This is a genomic window from Metabacillus sp. B2-18 (assembly GCF_021117275.1).
GTDB lineage: Bacteria > Bacillota > Bacilli > Bacillales > Bacillaceae > Metabacillus.
Genome location: NZ_CP088245.1, coordinates 470,513 through 488,228 on the forward strand (window position 1 = coordinate 470,513; position 17,716 = coordinate 488,228).

A 17,716-nucleotide genomic window follows, 5' to 3' on the forward strand; every position below is an offset into this window, starting at 1 on the left:
TGTCGTGAAACTTCCTTTTTTTGTCGTGAAAATGCCAATTTCCTTCATGAACATGATAAAATGTTGGTAAAAAATTCTATGAAAGAGTGCGAATATGATAAAAGTTGGTTTAGTTGATGACCAAAAATATGATTTAGAGAAACTGCAGATAACGCTTTCGAAAGAGGCTAATATTGATATTGTCTTTTCTACGAATAACTCAGAGGAAGCCTATAAATTAATTAAAAGTGCGGATATTGATTTACTTATTACTGACATTGAGATGCCAGAATTATCAGGATATGAATTAGCTGATTTTATACATAGCTATGCAATGGACATAAAGGTGATATTTGTAACTGGTCATAGTGGATATGCGGTTCATGCTTTTGAATTAGATGTTTTGGATTATATTATGAAGCCATTTTCTAAAGATAGATTGCTTAGAGGAATTAATCGATTAGAAAAGAAAAAGGAAGTAAGCGATAAAACAAAATTGGTGCTAAAGAATAAATCCGAAATCTATTTCATTGATAAAAAAGGGATTATTTATATTGAAAGGACGGGTAGATCGACAACAATTTATACACTTGAAGGGGAGTTTTCTACCTATCAAACATTAAATGATTTGGAAGAAGAGCTAGCGGGTTCACATTTTGTTCGTTCGCACAGGGGGTTTATTATTAATATTCATTATGTGAAAAACTTCTCGTTATACACAAAGAACTCTTATACTGTTCATTTTCAAAAAACTAAGAATACAGCTATTATTACAAAATCAAGTCTAGATAAGCTTCAGGATCAATTTTATAACTAGGGGTAAGCTGGTGAATTCTATTTTATATATCATCTTCATATGCAGTATGTATTTAATGGCATATTTTAAACTACTCATAGATCAACATCAACTAGTGGTGATGCTTTTGGTGGGGATTCATGTTGCCATTATCATATTACATCGTAAAGAAATGATAATGATTTCTTCATCTTTATCAACTTTATCTTTCAAAAAAACTAGTTTCTTTTTAGTGCTTCAAGCAATATTTTTAGCAGTTATCGTAACAACAATACAGGAAAGTTCCCAAATCATTTCTTTAATTGGAATGTTTGTTTGTGAAATAGTTAGGCTAAGAAAGCTGCCGCTAGAAGTAAAAGAACAACATGAGGTTCAACAGTTGTCTAAGAAGTTGGAAGAGATGAATGAACATTTTTTAACGGTAAGATCACAACGACATGATTTTCTAAAGCATGTTAGTACATTAGAATTTCTAATAGAACATGAAACGAATCACAAAGCCAAGGAATACTTTCGTTTATTGCTTGGTGAATATAATATGGTCAACCAGGCAATAAAAGGAGAAGAATCTCATATCTCTTCCATTCTATTAAAATATAAAAAGTTAGCTGAACAAACAGGAACAGGTATTGAATATAGCTTTAATGTACCAGTCTCGTCACTGCCTATGAAGCCAATTCATCAGGTTCAATTGATCGCAAATCTCTTAGAGAATGCCGTTGAGGCTTCACAGAGTTATCATGAAATTTATCATCAGTCCGCCCTTGCTGTAAAAACAGAAATTCATGGCGGCATTTATATTCTTGAAATCATAAACAATGCTATATTTACCGGTAAAAACGAAATAGATTATTTGTTTGAAAAGTTCGGTGCAACTTCAAAGGGGAAAGGTCATCAAGGTTTAGGTACCTTTATCATCTCTAATTTAGTAAAGTCATATAATGGACGATTATCTTTTCAATATATTGAAAATACAATAAATATAAAGATAAAAATTCCACTTATAGTTAAAGGCTGATTCGAAAGATGAGTCAGCCTTTTGTAAGGTTATTTATTTTAATTAACTTCTCAACCATCCATTTAATGCTGATTGCTAAAAGGATATAAATAGGAAATGAGTAAAAATGGGACCAACTTATCTGTAGATAAATTCCTAATAATATAGCTATCGGTTCAAAAATAAATGAAAAGATAGCAGATAGGATGATGGAGGCGAAAATATATGATCTCCATTTTGTGAAAAATTGATAAAGTAACATAAAATAAATGGAAATCATTAGATCGATACATAAAATCCTTGGGCCCCAAGGTAGAATCATTTTAGGATATTCCCAAACTTGCAGCTCCCCTCCGAGAGTGTCCAAAAAGGTTACGATATTTAATGTGATAAATCCAAACAAAAGAATCGTCAACAGTCTGCTTTTGTCTAGTAAACGAATCCATACAATAAACAAAATAACGAACGTAATAATAAGGAACCACCATTGATAGCTAAAAATAATATCATCTCGCCAATATTCCCAACGAATTTTTGATAATTTCGCTTGAGTTTCCATAATATCAATTAGGCTCGGATTCATCGCATACCTCACAATGTAAAATGTTGTTACTTATTATGGGTATTTTATTAAATATTATGAGTGTATGTTGAAAGAATGGGATTTCAAGTAAGTAAAGTTTCTATAGTCGTCATATTATTGTTTTTCATGTAATCTAGATTCAATGTCAAGTTATCGCATGCGCATTTAAACATACTTAACGAAAGTGATTATTATTCTAATAAATAGTAGTGGAGAAACATAAGATGATACGAAGCATAGTGCTTGGTATCCAAAACGTTCATTTGTAGACTATATACTTAGTGTAAGTTACTTTATTGTATCTCTTACTATTACCTGGGGGCCCTATTTAGAATGTTAAAATTAAGATCATTTCTACATCCATACAAAATACCGATGGTGGTTGCATTGCTATTAATGTTAACTGAATTGGCAGTGGAACTATTACAACCTTTATTAATGGCAAAAATTATTGATGATGGAATACTAAAAGAGAACTATTCGATCGTTACTTTTTGGGGCGCAGTGATGTTGGGTTTGTCTCTCCTCGCATTTGCTTCAGGTATTATTAATTCTTTCTATGCTGCACATGTTAGTCAGGGCTTTGGTTTTGAAATAAGAAAACAATTATTTACAAAGGTTCAATCCTTTACCTTTGAGAAACTAAGTAAGTTTCCTGCATCATCTCTTATTACAAGAATGACCAATGACATTACCCAGCTACAAAATACGCTGTTTATGGGTCTTCGAATTATGTTAAGAGCCCCGCTTCTTGTTATTGGCTCAGTTATCATGTCATTTTTTGTGAATGCTGCTTTAGCAACAGTGTTTGCGTTTGTTATTCCTGTTGTTATCATTCTTCTTATTTGGATTATGAAAAAAGGTAGTGGTTTATTCAAAAAGGTTCAAGCGAAATTAGATGCAGTGAATGACGTATTAAGAGAAAATCTGATGGGGATGAGGTTAATTAAGGCTTATGTACGTAGAGGTCATGAAATTGAACGCTTTACAAAAGCCACTAATTCATTAAGGAATTCAACAACAAAAACATTGCGAATGATTGAAATGGCAATGCCGATCTTGCTTCTTATTATGAATATCGGCATTATCTACATTCTGTGGAATGGTCAAGTACAGGTTGCAAATGGAAATATTCAGGTAGGTGAAGTGGTTGCAATTGTCAACTATGGTCTAAGAACAACAGCAGCTTTATCAATGTTTTCCTTTATTGTTATGTTTCTTTCACGCTCTCGTGCTTCGGCTTCACGTGTGATGGAGGTTTTAGAAACAGATGGATCGGAAGAGTCTGTGGGGGAACAGGTATTACTCCAAGACGGAAGTATCAAATTTAATAATGTTACATTTGTTTATCCTGGAACTAGTGAAAGAGTATTAAAAGATATTTCTTTTCATGTGAAAGCAGGTGACACAGTTGCTGTAATGGGTGGCACAGGATCAGGGAAGTCATCTCTTTTTCAGTTAATTCCAAGACTATATGGAGTTAACTCGGGAAAGATCTTAATTGACGATGTTTCAGTTGAGAGCATGAACATCGAGTATTTGCGGAATCAAATAGGTTTAGTTCCTCAGGAAGCCGTGTTATTCTCTGGATCAATAAAGGACAATATTGCGTGGGGGAAGGAGCATGCTTCAAATGAAGAGATCATTGAAGCGGCAAAAGCAGCGCAAATTCACGAAACGATTATAAAGCTTCCTAATCAGTATGAAACAAAAATAGGACAAAAAGGGGTTAATCTTTCAGGTGGACAAAAGCAAAGATTGTCTGTTGCAAGAGCCTTTGTCCGCAGACCGAAAATACTCTTGTTAGATGATAGCACTAGTGCTCTTGATGTCAAAACAGAAAAGAAATTACTGAATGCATTAAAAAACTATACATGCACGACGTTACTTATTACTCAAAAAATTAGCACAGCACAAGAGTCAGATCACATTTTATTGTTGGATGAAGGGAAGGTAGTAGCTTATGGACAACATCATAGGTTATTAGAAACATCCCTTCTCTATCAAAAAATCTATCAATCTCAAATGATGGAGGGGGTGTCCAATGTTAAAGCATCTAACTAGCCCGTTTAAGTATGAAAGAATTTCTATGGACAACCGAAATCAGCTAAAGAAAAAACAAAAAGTAGGGTTTAAAGAGGGGCTGCAAACGGTCCTTAGGATTTGGAGGTATTTATCCGAAAAAAAAGGTCAGTTTTTCCTTGTGCTGGTTATGGTTATTTTAAGCTCAGGCTTAGGATTGTTAGGGCCATATTTAATTGGAAAAACAATTGATGAACATATTGTTACATTAGCGACCGATGGCTTGGCTTTCATGGTTATTGGGCTGATAGCCGTCTTTATATTCCATTCAATATCATTATTCTTACAAAATTATTGGATGATTGGTATTTCGCAATATACAGTAAATAAAATGAGGTTTAATTTGTTTAATCATCTACATTTCCTTCCTATTTCATTTTTTGATAAAAGACAGCATGGAGAACTAATGAGCCGTGTGACAAATGATATTGAAAATGTCAGCTCAACCTTAAATAGCTCAGTTATTCAAATCTTTTCAAGTATATTGACCTTAATCGGTACAGTGACAGTTATGTTATGGCTAAGCCCTTTATTAACCCTTATTACTTTAATGATTATCCCTCTTATGATTATCGGTATGAAGTGGATTACTAGACGTACCGGGAGTCTTTTTAAACAGCAACAACAACGTTTAGGTGAACTCAACGGTTATATTGAGGAAGTAATATCGGGGCAGAAAATGATTAAAGCCTATTCGCAAGAACAAAAGGTGATTGAAAGCTTTATTGACAAAAGTAATAACTTAAGAAAATCAGGGTTTTGGGCTCAAACGATTTCAGGTTTTATTCCTAAGGTTATGAATATGCTGAATAACCTTAGCTTTGCTATCATTGCAGGGATTGGGGGGCTATTTGCTCTTAATGGAATGATTACAATAGGTACGATTGTAATTTTTGCGGAATACGCAAGACAATTCACTCGCCCGCTAAATGACTTAGCAAATCAATTTAATACGTTGTTATCGGCAATAGCTGGAGCTGAAAGAGTGTTTGATATTCTAGATGAAGAAAGAGAAAAGGATGTAAGCTCTCCAATGGCTATTACCGAATTAAATGGAGAGGTTCGTTTTAAAGACGTTTGCTTTTCTTACGAACAAGGAGATGATAAGCAAACGATAGAGGGTGTAGATTTCCTAGCACGACCTGGTGAAACCGTTGCTTTAGTAGGTCCAACAGGTGCTGGGAAGACAACTGTTATTAATTTAATATCTCGTTTTTATGATGCTGATCAAGGTTCAATTTACATTGATGGAAAAAATATAAACAGAATAAGCAGGGACAGCTTACGAAATCAAATGGCCTTCGTGCTGCAGGATACCTTTCTTTTTAAAGGCACAATTTTAGATAACATTAGGTATGGAAGAATGAATGCATCTGATGAGGAAGTTATCGAAGCAGCAAAGCTTGCAAATGCAGAATCATTTATTCATAAGCTACCTGAGCAATATCATTCACTCATTCAACATGATGGAAATGGAATTAGTCATGGTCAGAAACAGCTACTGGCTATCGCTAGAGCAATGCTTGCGGACCCTAAGATTTTAATTCTAGATGAAGCGACGAGCAGTATTGATACGATCACAGAACTAAGAATTCAAGAGGCATTATCGAGATTGATGAAGGGAAGAACAACCTTTGTCATTGCTCATCGATTAAATACGATCAAGATGGCTGATCAAATTATTGTTTTAAAAGATGGAAAAATCATTGAAAAAGGAACACATAAACAATTACTTGAAGAACGAGGATTTTACTTTGATATGCAATGTCAAAGTGAAATGCTTCAATATGAATCTTAATGGGATGTATTGCAGAACCTTCTTACTTAATTAAGAAGGTTTTTTCTTTTGACTGTTGTTGACACTAGGAAATATTTACACAAAATCAATACTCTATTTACAAAAATATACATTATCTTTAAACCAACTTTATAATTCGTTGATACTATAAAGCTGTGAAGGACAAGTGAATAGATTAGGTTGTGAAAATGAGAAACCATAAAAAGAAATAGGAGAATTACGTTATCGTAACCCCTGTGTTTTTTTATGGTTTCTTTATTTTACTATTCAACCTTCAAGTTAATTATGAAGGAGTGGGTAGGATGGACATGCTACAGGAATTTGCAAAAAGATTGAAAGAAGATCAGGTTATTGCATCTATTAAAGATCCCAAAAGCTTGGATCAGTTTTTAAACACAAATATACAATCAGCCTTTTTATTAACAGGAAACATTAGTGTGATTAAAAGATATGTTGACTTACTAAAGAAAAACAATAGATTTGTGTTTTTGCATATAGAAAAAATCCCGGGCATCAGTTATGACCGTGAAGGATTGAAATTTATAGCAAAGTATGTAAAGCCAACTGGAATTATAACAACGAAAAGCTCGCTTATCCAATTAGCAAAAAAAGAAGGTTTGTTAACAATTCAAAGGCTCTTTTTAGTTGATACAGATGCAGTGAAAAACGGCTTACAAACAGTCAACGATATTCAACCAGATGCTCTTGAGATTATGCCTGCGCTTATTCCAGATATGATTAGCAAGTTAAGAAGAGAAACAAATCTTCCTATTATTACAGGTGGACTTATTCAAAATCAATTACAAATTGAAGCGGCATTAGAGAGTGGAGCTGTAGCTGTTTCGACTGGGAGACCTTGGCTTTGGAAGACCTGTAAAGAGGAAAAGCATCGTATATAAATACATGAGGAGGTTTACGGAATGAAGCGTGTACAGTTAAAAAAAGTGACAAAGTCCTATGATGGGAAATCTGATGTGATAAAAGAAATTGATGTCACAATTGAACCAGGTGAATTTTTTGTATTAGTAGGTCCTTCTGGATGTGGAAAAAGCACAATGCTTCGAATGATTGCTGGGCTTGAGGGTATATCAAAAGGAGAATTATTTATTGGTGATATCCTTTCCAATCAACTACCACCAAGTCAGCGGAACCTATCAATGGTGTTTCAAAACTATGCATTATATCCACATCTAAGTGTTGAACAAAACATTACCTTTGGCTTACATACAAAGAAAATCTCAAAATCAGAGCAAAAGAAACGATGCCTAGAGACTGCTGAAATGTTGGGGTTGTCCGAATTGTTAGATCGTAAACCGAGACAATTGTCAGGTGGTCAACGACAAAGGGTAGCATTAGCACGTGCGATTGTTACACATGCACCGATTTGTTTAATGGACGAGCCTTTATCTAATTTAGATGCAAAGCTAAGAGCAAAAATGAGATCTGAAATCAGGCAGATTCAAAGAAAACTAGGTATTACGATGGTCTATGTTACACATGATCAAACGGAAGCAATGACAATGGCTGACCGTATGATGATTTTGCATAACGGTAAAATACAGCAAATTGGCCGACCTATTGATATCTATAATAGCCCTGCGAATACATTTGTAGCATCTTTCATCGGAGCACCTCCGATGAATCTCTCAGTAGTATCAGTAAGAGATAATCGTTTACTTCTTGATGATAACCGTTCAATTTTACTAGCTAATGAGGTTGCTAGTCTTCTGCCTAAAGATAAGAAGCTAATGGTAGGAGTCCGTTCTGAGGCTGTAAAGCTTGCTAAAGAAGGTAAGATGAGCTTTTTCGCTGAGGCTGTAAATGTGGAGGTGCTTGGTACAGAAACTCTCATTACATTTGAGGTTGGTCATAAACAGTGGATTGCAAAATGGAACGGACAATGGAACGTTGATATCGGGGAAAGAATTCCGTTATACGTTACACCTTCAGAAATTTATATGTTTGATGCTGACAGTGGGGAGTGTTTATGGCATCAATCTAATAGATTTGATCAACACACTCTTAAGGAGGCAGTTTTATGAGTAGCTTGCCTGATGTTTCATCACCTTCGCTTGATATACAAACAAGTTCAAAAGTCAAAAAAAGAGAGGTACCCAACTTTTTAATAGGATTACTTTATCTGGCACCATCTATTATTCTGTTTGGATTATTTCTTTTTTATCCAATGTTACGCACGTTATATTTAAGCTTTTTTTTAACAGATGGACAAGGAGTGCCGATTACGTTTGTTGGCTTTGAAAACTTCACTTATCTTTTACAGTCTAAGAGTTTTCAGCAAAGTCTAAAAGCAACAATACTATTTGTCTTGTACACAGTTCCTTTAGGAGTGGTGATTGCATTATTTTTAGCAGTTATTGCAAATGAAAAGGTGAAGGGAATAGGCTTTTTTCGAACGATATATTCGTCCACGATGGGAATGAGTGTCGCGGCTTCTTCGGTTATTTGGATGTTTATGTATAACCCTGCAATAGGAATATTAAATAAGTTGGTCACAGCTGTTGGTGGATCGGAAATTCAATGGTTATTAGACCCGAAGTTTGCTCTGTTCTCTGTTGCGATATCAACAATTTGGATGAATACAGGATTTGCTTTTCTTATTTTGTTAGGAGGATTGCAAAATATTGATGATTATTTGTACGAGAATGCTGAGATAGCAGGAGTGAGCTATTGGTATAAACTCAGGAAAATTACAATCCCGATGTTATCTCCGACACTATTCTTTATTATTACAGTTTCCTTAATCAATGCATTTCAAACCTTTGGACAGATCGATATTTTAACAAAGGGAGGACCAGTGGAGTCGACAAATGTCATTGTCTATTCCATCTATAAAGATGCATTTGTAAACTATAATGTTGGGTCTGCAAGCGCTCAAGCAACAATTCTTTTCTTCTGTATCTTATTTATTACCATTCTTCAATTTAAGCTTGGGGAACGGAAGGTGCATTATCAATGAGGAGTTTTAAAAAGATTGTATTATATACGCTGTTAATTGTCTCAGTTATTTTTATGGTGTTTCCAATTTTTTATGCATTCATGATCAGTTTTATGCAAGGAGGAGAGGTGCTCAAAGGTAATCTAATCCCTAATAGTCTTACCTTAGAAAACTATAAATCCGCTTTTGAAAAGGTCCCGCTACTTCAATATCTATGGAATAGTTTTTATGTGTCAACCGTTGTTATGGTAGGTCAATTAATAGTGTCTAGCTTGGCAGCATTTGCCTTTGTATTTATATCCTTTAAAGGAAGAGAACTTATTTTCTTCTTATTTATTTCAACGATGATGATTCCTTGGGAAGCAACAATGGTTCCGAATTTCATGACGATTCAAAAGCTTGGATGGCTGAATTCCTATTCTAGTCTTACCATTCCATTTTTCGCATTAGCCTTCGGAACGTTTTTGTTAAGACAACAATTTAAAACAATCCCTAAGGAATTGTATGAAGCTTCACAGGTTGCTGGAATAAGTCATTTTCGCTTCTTTTGGAACGTTGTTTTACCAGTTTCAAAAACAAGCTTAATAACATTAGGAATCTATAGCTTTTTAACAACCTGGAATATGTACCTATGGCCGTTGCTTGTAACAAACAACGAAAGTGTTCGAACGGTACAAATTGGTTTAAAACAGCTGCAATCACAAGAAATTTCTACCGAATGGGGGGTGGTGATGGCGGCAGTCGTTGTAGTTATTCTTCCTACACTCATTTTATTGTTTATCGGTCAAAGACGTCTTCAAAGTGGACTTACACAAGGCGCAATTAAGTAATGCAAAAATAAGGAGGACTCATTCATGAAGAAAAAATTATTAATTATTCTATCTGCTTTGTTTTTATTGTTATTAGGAGCTTGTTCAAGTTCAAACACGAATTCTTCAGGTGCAAAATCAGAAGCTGAAGGTACGAAAGGGACAGACACAGAGGAAACTGCAGGAAAACAAGAAGTAGTTTTTTGGCACGCAATGAGTGGTGATCTTGAAACAGTATTAAACAATATTGTATCTGATTTTAATGAATCTCAAGATAATATTGAAGTTAAACCGGTTTTCCAAGGTACATATGAAGAGGCACTAACAAAGTTCAACACTGTTGCTGGTACAGCAGATGCTCCAACAATTATGCAGACATTTGAAGTTGGAACGAAGTATATGATTGATAGTGGTCACGTTCAGCCTGTACAAAAATTTATTGATGAGGATAATTATGACACATCACAATGGGAGAAAAACATTTCAAATTACTATACAGTTGATGGTGAGCAATATTCAATGCCGTTCAATTCATCAACACCTGTATTAATTTATAATAAAGATGCGTTTAAAGAAGCTGGATTAGATCCTGAGAAAGCTCCGATGACATACAGTGAGCTAAAAGATGCTGGGAAAAAATTAACAATATCAGATGGCGGAGAAACAAGTCAGTATGGATTCTCTATTTTAAATTATGGTTGGTTCTTTGAAGAGATGCTAGCAGAACAGGGTGGTCATTACGTTGATAATGAAAACGGTCGTTCTGGAAATGCAACAAAGGCTACTTTTAATGATGAATTAGGATTAAATGTATTTAACTTAATTTCAGATATGTATAACGAAGGAACATTTTATAATGTAGGACAAAACTGGGATGATATGCGTGCAGCATTTCAATCAGGTAAAATGACGATGTATTTAGATTCCTCAGCTGGTGTGAAAACAATTGTAGATAATGCTGATTTTGAAGTTGGCGTTTCATATCTTCCAATTCCCGATGATGCTGAAAGAAATGGTGTCATTATTGGTGGAGCATCAGTTTGGATGTCAAGTGGTATTGATGAAGCAAAGCAAAAGGCTGCTTGGGAATTCATGAAATATTTAACTACTCCTGAAGTTCAAGCGGATTGGCATGTGAAAACAGGTTACTTCGCAATCAATCCTGCTGCATATGAACAGGACGTTGTAAAACAGGAATGGGAAAAATACCCACAACTTAAAGTGACAGTTGATCAATTACGCGATACAAAGGCTAACACAGCTACACAAGGAGCGCTGATTTCTGTATTCCCTGAATCAAGACAAAAAGTTGTTACAGCAATGGAGAACTTATATCAAGGAATGGATCCCAAGGAAGCTCTTGATCAAGCAGCTGAAGAAACGAATCGTGCATTAGAGGTTGCGAATAAAAAGCAAGGAAACTAATGAGCTTTAGGCATTTTGAAGTGAGAGTAGATTGTTATTTACCACATCTACTTTGACCCTTGAAGGATATTCTCTTCAAAGGGTCTTTTTGTTTTAGAGATAACTAAAGTATAGGAGAGCCGATATGAGTAATAATGTAGAAATTTTTGCACACCGTGGTTTAAGTGGGTTTTATCCGGAAAATACAATGGCGGCATTTAAAGCGGCAGTTGAAGTAGGGGCACATGGTATTGAATTAGATGTGCAAATGTCAAAGGAGGGAGAGCTTGTCGTAATCCATGATGAAAAATTAGAACGAACAACAAATGGAGTAGGATATGTAAAGGATTTAACATTAAATCAATTAAAACAATACGATGCAGGAAGCTGGTTTCATGCTGACTTCGAAAATGAAAAGATTCCTACACTAAATGAAGTGTTAGAGTGGGTGAAATTACTTCCAAAGAAGCTAATTGTTAACATAGAATTGAAAAATGATAGAATTGAATATGAAAATCTTGAGAAAAAGGTATTACGTTTAATTTATGAGCTAAATCTCCAGCAACAATGTATCTTATCTTCGTTTAATAGAGATAGCTTAAAAAAGATATATGAGCTTGATCATAATATAGAAACAGCTCTACTATTTCAAGGTGTACCAACGGACGTGTTAAATTTGGCAAAAAATCTTCATGTTCAAGCTCTTCATAGTGAAGCGGTATTTGCGCAATCCATTTTAGGAAGAAAAGCGAATCTAGCAGGTTATCCAATTAGGGTCTTTACAATAAATACGTTAGTGGATTTTAATTCGCTAAAGAATACAAATACTTCTGTTGTTATGACTGATTTCCCTCAGTTGTTTCTCTAATTCATGGGTAGGGTATTCTTGTAGTTTATTACTATTGTGAGTAATTTATTACAAAAATATAATTATTTTTATCTTTATGGAAAGAAAAGTAAAATTATTATTTTTATATATCTATTTACTCGGTCATTCTCAATAGTTTATTGAGAATTACATATGTTAAACTAGTTGATGGGTTTTTTGAACATGCTATTTTAATAGTGTTTATAATTGAATATTCTCTTACTTAACTTAATGTTGGAATTCATAGTGTTTTAAATTATTTTATTATAATAAAATAAAATGTGAGATTACCTAACATTGCTATTGTGTTATATAGAGATATTGATTATAATTTTAAAAGATAGAAAATTCAGCTTTTTATAAAAAAGGGGGTTTGTTTATGGAGGGATTTGTTTCTGCCTTAAACAGTGTCTTGTGGAGCACACCAGTAATTTATATTTTACTAGGTGTGGGATTGTTGTTTTCCATTTTAACTCGTTTTCTACAGGTAAGACACATTAAGGAAATGATTAAGCTTATGTTTCAAGGTAAAAGCTCAGAAGCTGGGGTATCCTCATTCCAGGCACTTGCAATCGCACTTTCTGGACGTGTAGGAACAGGAAATATTGCTGGGGTAGCTACAGCAATTGCTTTTGGTGGTCCTGGAGCAGTATTTTGGATGTGGGCAATTGCTTTTATCGGAGCTTCTAGTGCTTTTATTGAGTCAACACTAGCTCAGATTTACAAAGTGAAACAAGATGGTCAATACCGTGGGGGTCCTGCCTATTTCATTGAAAAAGGAATTGGCTGGAAATGGTTTGCTGTTCTTTTTGCATTTGCAGCATTAATTGCAATGGCGATTTTAATGCCGGGTGTACAATCTAACTCAATCGCACTTGGTATGGAAAATGCATTTGGAATTCCTAAAGCAGTTACTGGTCTTGCAGTTGTTGTACTTCTAGCTGTTATTATCTTCGGTGGAGTTAAAAGAATTGCCACTGCAGCTCAATTAATTGTGCCATTTATGGCAATTGGTTATATCGTTTTATCACTTATTATCATTCTTATGAATATTACAGAGTTACCTGCAGTTATTTCTCTTATTTTCCGAAGCGCATTTGCGTTAGATTCTGCTTTTGGTGGACTAATTGGTATGGCAATTTCTTGGGGAGTAAAACGTGGTATTTACTCTAATGAAGCTGGTCAAGGTACTGGTCCTCACATGGCAGCTGCTGCAGAGGTTTCACACCCTGCTAAGCAAGGTTTAGTTCAAGCTTTTTCTGTATATATTGACACGTTATTTGTATGTTCAGCAACAGCATTTATGATTTTATTCACTGGTATGTATAATACAGAAGCTCCTGATGGTTCATTTATCGTTAACAATCTTGAAGGAGTTGAAGCGGGTCCTGGTTATACTCAAGCAGCAATTGATAGTGTTATTCCAGGATTTGGTGCAGGATTTGTAGCGATTGCATTATTCTTCTTTGCTTTTACAACGATCATGGCTTACTACTATATTGCTGAAACAAATATTGCTTACCTTATTCGTGGTAAGAGTGGTAAAATTCCAATGCTACTTTTAAAAGTTATTCTTTTAGGAGTAACATTCTACGGAGCTGTTAAAACGGCAGGTTTAGCATGGGCACTAGGTGATGTTGGATTAGGAATTATGGTATGGCTAAACGTTATTGCTATATTAATTCTTGCCAAACCGGCATTACTAGCTCTTAAAGATTATGAGCAACAGAAAAAACAAGGAAAAGACCCTGTCTTTGATCCGAAAGCATTAGGAATCAAAAATGCTGATTATTGGGAAACTGAGTACAAGAAGGATCAAGATCAAGCGTCGTGAGGAAAAGGCTAACCATTTGGTTAGCCTTTTTTGGTGCCTGTCACTACCCGGTTTTTGTCGAATTAAAATAACTTATTTGTACATATTAAAAATGATATTGCTGTAAGGAGGGGTCATTTATGTCTAAAGAAGGCAGACAAAATTCGGAGCAATCAACTAAGCAGATGGCAAAGCAACAAGGCAAAAATGATATTGAATTTGGTACAGATGTTCAAATAGGAAATAGTCAGCATCAGAGCCAAAAGAAGAGCGGTAGACAGATGAATAAAAAGTAAGTTGAACTAATAAAGAAGCAGCTAAAAAGTTATTAGCTGCTTTCTTTCATTTCTATTTTATCTGCTCTTTCATCTGATCTGTCATATACTTATCAGGTATAGAACCATACCATTCATTTCCGTCCTTTAGAATGAGTTTCACATAATAAGTATGATCTGATGAATACTCAGTAAAGTGGCGGATAAGTGTTGTTAGAGACTCTTTATCAGTTATTGTCGCATGCTTTTGACCAGTTTGATAATACTCTTCTGGTGAGAACATATCTTCAGCTTGATTTTGAGGGTTTACAATTGTCAATTCAGCTTCCTTAATATCATGAACATCAATCCGATCATCCTCTAAATAACCATGTTCATCTAACCACTTCGTAACATTGTCATAAGACTTTTTCCAATCAATTGAATAGCCGTCAAAAAAATGTTCCTCGTTATTACTACGCTTGAATTCAATGTCAATATAAGCCCAAGGAGTTGCTGGACTGACAATATCTTCTATAGATTGAGAGAGTATATCTTTTTCTAATACTCTTCTAAATTCTTCAATTTCTTTTTTATCTGAAATCGTAATCGTATTAGTGTGATGCCCAGGACCAACTGGATGAATTCTCATATTTAAAATATCTTCTCTTTGTAACTGGAAGAATTCAGGTTTGTTAACAATATAACCCTCTGATTCCATTACAGGTGTAAGATTTTTTTGGAAGGCTTCAGCAGGTAATTGATACTCGCGTGTAAATTGTTTACCGTCCTTCAGTCGGTATGTAATGAATCCTTGTACTTTGTTTATATCTGAATGCTGCTGTGATTCAATAAAATCTTTTTGATTGATAATTTCTTCATGGAGGTTTCTTACGTCTTGGATATAAAGCTTATTATCGGAAAATGGGTCAATATCGTTTCTAATTAACTCTTGCATATCATACTTATTACCGAAGTAAACTTCTTCGATTTGATCCATTCTAGGTAGATTAGCTTCATAATTGATTAAGTCTGTTTTAATACCTAATAGTACAGCGATAAATATAACACTGTAAATGATAAATCCTGTAAAGAAATGGAGGCGAAGGATACGCCATGTTTTGAGTAAAACCATTTCAGCTACTGTATAACCAATTAACGCTCCAATGATATAGCCAAATATAATCCAATTCCAATTAAGATCACCTGTAGCAGAAAAATAACTGCCACCTAAAATCATACTGCAAAAAGTTACACCATATTTAAAAATCGGTCTTAAGAAAGGAAAGGCAATAACATCAGTTGCTCGTTCTAGCTGTCTTAATTTATATAAAACTAAACCAATAACAAAAAAGAACACAGTAAAAAGAATATAGATCATTATTTCAAGGATTGAATATGGTTGAGGTCCTTCCCAGCTTCCAACGAATCGTAGAAATGGAGATAGATACATAAGTTCTTCTTCTATAAAGGCAGTCGTAAACCCAAAGAGAAGAAAAGAGAGATTATATGTAACCATCGTAACCATACCAATAGGTAAAAAAAGAAGTATATAAGTTAAAATTGCCTGTACAGTTGACATCCCTGTAATAAAACCAACTGCAATGGAAAAAGAAAACATCATGCACGTTAATAAAGTAACAATACCTATCCAAGAAAAAAGATCTGAAATTGTTAGAATATTAGAAAACCCTTCAATTGTATTTGTCACAAAGAATGTAATAATGGCCGTTATAATGATCGGTACAATTAATAGAAGTAGACCACTAATTACATGACTGACATATAATGTTTTTCTTTTAATAGGAAGGCTATGGATCATATCTACTGAAGCTTCATTTTGTATGTAGCGGAACAGTAATAATCCTGCAGCAACTGGGACTGCAAAGTATAGAACGATTTGTATCTCTGGATTCACCATTAAATAATTCTTATAATCTGAAAAAATGACATATTTTCTAGATGCGATTTGAAGGAGGCCAAGTGGTAATGTAAATAAAAGACTAACTAAATAGACAAGGCTAATCCATCCAAATTGTCTGAAGTCTTGCTTGATGACAGCATTTTTATAGAAGGATTTTCTCGATTTCATAACCCACATCCTCCATTTCATAAATAAATATTTCTTCTAATGTTAAAGGTAATAGATCATAAAGCAAAACATCTGTTGAATGAATGATTTTACTAATTTTTTCTTCACTACCTCGAACAATTAAAAGAGAAACACTTCCTCGTTTTTCATAATGTAAAATATGCAGCTGATTTAATAGATGCTCCTCGTGTGTAGGATCAGCTAAAGCTAGTTGAACCTTATGGGTATCAGATTTTAAGTCATCTATTTCTTTTTCAATCATGATTTTTCCCTTATGCATAATCCCAACATGATCGCATAAGTCCTCGATTTCTCGAAGATTGTGAGAAGATATAATAATTGTCATTTCTCTTTCAGCTACATCTTGAAATAATAGATTTTTAATTTTTTGCCTCATAACAGGATCAAGACCGTCGATTGGTTCATCGAGGATCATGACATCTGGCATCGCTGATAAAGCAAGCCAAAAGGCCACTTGTCGCTTCATGCCTTTAGATAGTCTATGTACCTTTTTATTTAAGCCAATATTAAAGGCTGAACTAAGCTGCTCAAAACGTTTTTGGTTCCATTTTGGATAATACTCTCTGTATTGAGATGCCATTTGAGCTACTGTCGCTTGCGGGAAAAAATAAAGAACATCTGGAATAAATATAACCCGTTCTTTTATTTGTACATTTTCGTAAGAGGGTATGCCATCAATCAAAATCGTTCCCTTATCAGCTCGATTAATGCCTGCGATTATTTTTAAAAGTGAGGTTTTTCCAGCCCCATTAGAGCCTAATAATCCATAGATTGATCCTTTCTTAACATGAAGGGTAAGGTCATCTACAGCAAGGTGATCGTTATATTTTTTATTTACGGAATTTACCTGAATCATTGTATTTTACCCCCTTTGTTTGGTGATGTGCTTCATCAAATAATACGTATAAATCTTCTTTTGTTAACCCTAAATAGATCGCTTCGGCAATTAGTTTTTTTATGTCGCTTTTTAGATCATCCAATTGTTCATTGCTTGGCATATGTTCTATTGCAGAAACAAAGTTTCCCTTCCCTTTAATGGAGTAGATATATCCTTGATTTTCAAGCTCACGATAAGCTCTTTGAATCGTATTTGGATTAATCGTTAACTGACTTGAGAGCATTCGAACAGAAGGTAATTGCTCATCAGGCTTAAGAATCCGGTTGATGATAAGCTCTTTTATTTTGTCGACTAATTGCTCATATATGGGCTTTCTGCTTCTTACATCTAATTGAAACATTTGTAACCCCCTTCGTCTTAACTGTA

At 34.5% G+C, this 17,716-nt stretch carries 16 protein-coding genes; 12 read left to right on the forward strand and 4 right to left on the reverse strand.

Features of this window, described 5'->3' with window-relative positions:
* Positions 1-94: 94 nt before the first annotated feature.
* Together LPC09_RS02380 and LPC09_RS02385 are read left to right on the forward strand one after the other, a co-directional pair.
* Positions 95-796 carry a LytR/AlgR family response regulator transcription factor gene (locus LPC09_RS02380; protein WP_231308906.1) on the forward strand — a complete coding sequence of 234 codons (702 nt, stop codon included), beginning with the start codon at positions 95-97 and terminating at the stop codon, positions 794-796.
* A gap of 10 nt (positions 797-806) precedes the next feature.
* Positions 807-1,793: a sensor histidine kinase gene (locus tag LPC09_RS02385; protein ID WP_231308907.1), complete on the forward strand. Its 987-nt coding sequence runs from the start codon at positions 807-809 to the stop codon at positions 1,791-1,793.
* A gap of 13 nt (positions 1,794-1,806) precedes the next feature.
* On the opposite strand, the gene LPC09_RS02390 is transcribed toward LPC09_RS02385, so the two are convergent.
* Entirely contained in the window at positions 1,807-2,355 is a 549-nt protein-coding gene (locus LPC09_RS02390; RefSeq protein WP_098797776.1) for a CBO0543 family protein, read from the reverse strand.
* 333 nt (positions 2,356-2,688) lie between these two features.
* Here LPC09_RS02390 and LPC09_RS02395 point away from each other — a divergent pair, with 333 nt between their 5' ends.
* The 10 genes from LPC09_RS02395 (at position 2,689) to LPC09_RS02440 (ending at position 14,381) form a co-directional block, all read left to right on the forward strand.
* Positions 2,689-4,419 (forward strand): ABC transporter ATP-binding protein, encoded by a 1,731-nt coding sequence (locus LPC09_RS02395; RefSeq protein ID WP_098797775.1) that lies wholly within the window; start codon positions 2,689-2,691, stop codon positions 4,417-4,419.
* On the forward strand, positions 4,400-6,235 hold the full coding sequence (locus tag LPC09_RS02400; RefSeq protein ID WP_098797774.1) for an ABC transporter ATP-binding protein: 1,836 nt from the start codon (positions 4,400-4,402) through the stop codon (positions 6,233-6,235). Before LPC09_RS02395 ends, LPC09_RS02400 begins: the two co-directional genes overlap by 20 nt.
* A gap of 302 nt (positions 6,236-6,537) precedes the next feature.
* Positions 6,538-7,134 (forward strand): glycerol-3-phosphate responsive antiterminator, encoded by a 597-nt coding sequence (locus tag LPC09_RS02405; protein ID WP_098797773.1) that lies wholly within the window; start codon positions 6,538-6,540, stop codon positions 7,132-7,134.
* Between the two features lie 21 nt (positions 7,135-7,155).
* Entirely contained in the window at positions 7,156-8,277 is a 1,122-nt protein-coding gene (locus LPC09_RS02410) for an ABC transporter ATP-binding protein (RefSeq protein ID WP_098797772.1), read from the forward strand.
* Positions 8,274-9,212: a carbohydrate ABC transporter permease gene (locus LPC09_RS02415; protein ID WP_098797771.1), complete on the forward strand. Its 939-nt coding sequence runs from the start codon at positions 8,274-8,276 to the stop codon at positions 9,210-9,212. Before LPC09_RS02410 ends, LPC09_RS02415 begins: the two co-directional genes overlap by 4 nt.
* On the forward strand, positions 9,209-10,021 hold the full coding sequence (locus tag LPC09_RS02420; protein WP_098797770.1) for a carbohydrate ABC transporter permease: 813 nt from the start codon (positions 9,209-9,211) through the stop codon (positions 10,019-10,021). Before LPC09_RS02415 ends, LPC09_RS02420 begins: the two co-directional genes overlap by 4 nt.
* Before the next feature lie 24 nt (positions 10,022-10,045).
* A complete protein-coding gene (locus LPC09_RS02425) occupies positions 10,046-11,425 on the forward strand; it encodes an ABC transporter substrate-binding protein (protein ID WP_098797769.1) in 1,380 nt (459 codons plus the stop codon).
* Between the two features lie 124 nt (positions 11,426-11,549).
* Positions 11,550-12,272 carry a glycerophosphodiester phosphodiesterase gene (locus tag LPC09_RS02430; RefSeq protein ID WP_098797768.1) on the forward strand — a complete coding sequence of 241 codons (723 nt, stop codon included), beginning with the start codon at positions 11,550-11,552 and terminating at the stop codon, positions 12,270-12,272.
* Positions 12,273-12,651: 379 nt separating this feature from the next.
* Positions 12,652-14,106 carry an alanine/glycine:cation symporter family protein gene (locus LPC09_RS02435; RefSeq protein ID WP_231308908.1) on the forward strand — a complete coding sequence of 485 codons (1,455 nt, stop codon included), beginning with the start codon at positions 12,652-12,654 and terminating at the stop codon, positions 14,104-14,106.
* A gap of 119 nt (positions 14,107-14,225) precedes the next feature.
* Positions 14,226-14,381 carry a hypothetical protein gene (locus tag LPC09_RS02440; protein WP_176551215.1) on the forward strand — a complete coding sequence of 52 codons (156 nt, stop codon included), beginning with the start codon at positions 14,226-14,228 and terminating at the stop codon, positions 14,379-14,381.
* A gap of 52 nt (positions 14,382-14,433) precedes the next feature.
* Here LPC09_RS02440 and LPC09_RS02445 read toward each other — a convergent pair whose 3' ends face one another.
* The 3 genes from LPC09_RS02445 to LPC09_RS02455 are packed head-to-tail and all read right to left on the reverse strand — an operon-like array spanning position 14,434 to position 17,690.
* The gene (locus LPC09_RS02445; protein ID WP_231308909.1) at positions 14,434-16,431 is read right to left on the reverse strand and encodes a hypothetical protein; all 1,998 of its coding nucleotides are present in this window, start codon (positions 16,429-16,431) and stop codon (positions 14,434-14,436) included.
* Complete coding sequence (locus tag LPC09_RS02450) at positions 16,406-17,308, reverse strand: ABC transporter ATP-binding protein (RefSeq protein WP_098799247.1); 903 nt, start codon at positions 17,306-17,308, stop codon at positions 16,406-16,408. Before LPC09_RS02450 ends, LPC09_RS02445 begins: the two co-directional genes overlap by 26 nt.
* The gene (locus LPC09_RS02455; protein WP_098799248.1) at positions 17,283-17,690 is read right to left on the reverse strand and encodes a GntR family transcriptional regulator; all 408 of its coding nucleotides are present in this window, start codon (positions 17,688-17,690) and stop codon (positions 17,283-17,285) included. The genes LPC09_RS02450 and LPC09_RS02455 overlap by 26 nt, the downstream gene beginning before the upstream one ends.
* Positions 17,691-17,716: the final 26 nt, after the last annotated feature.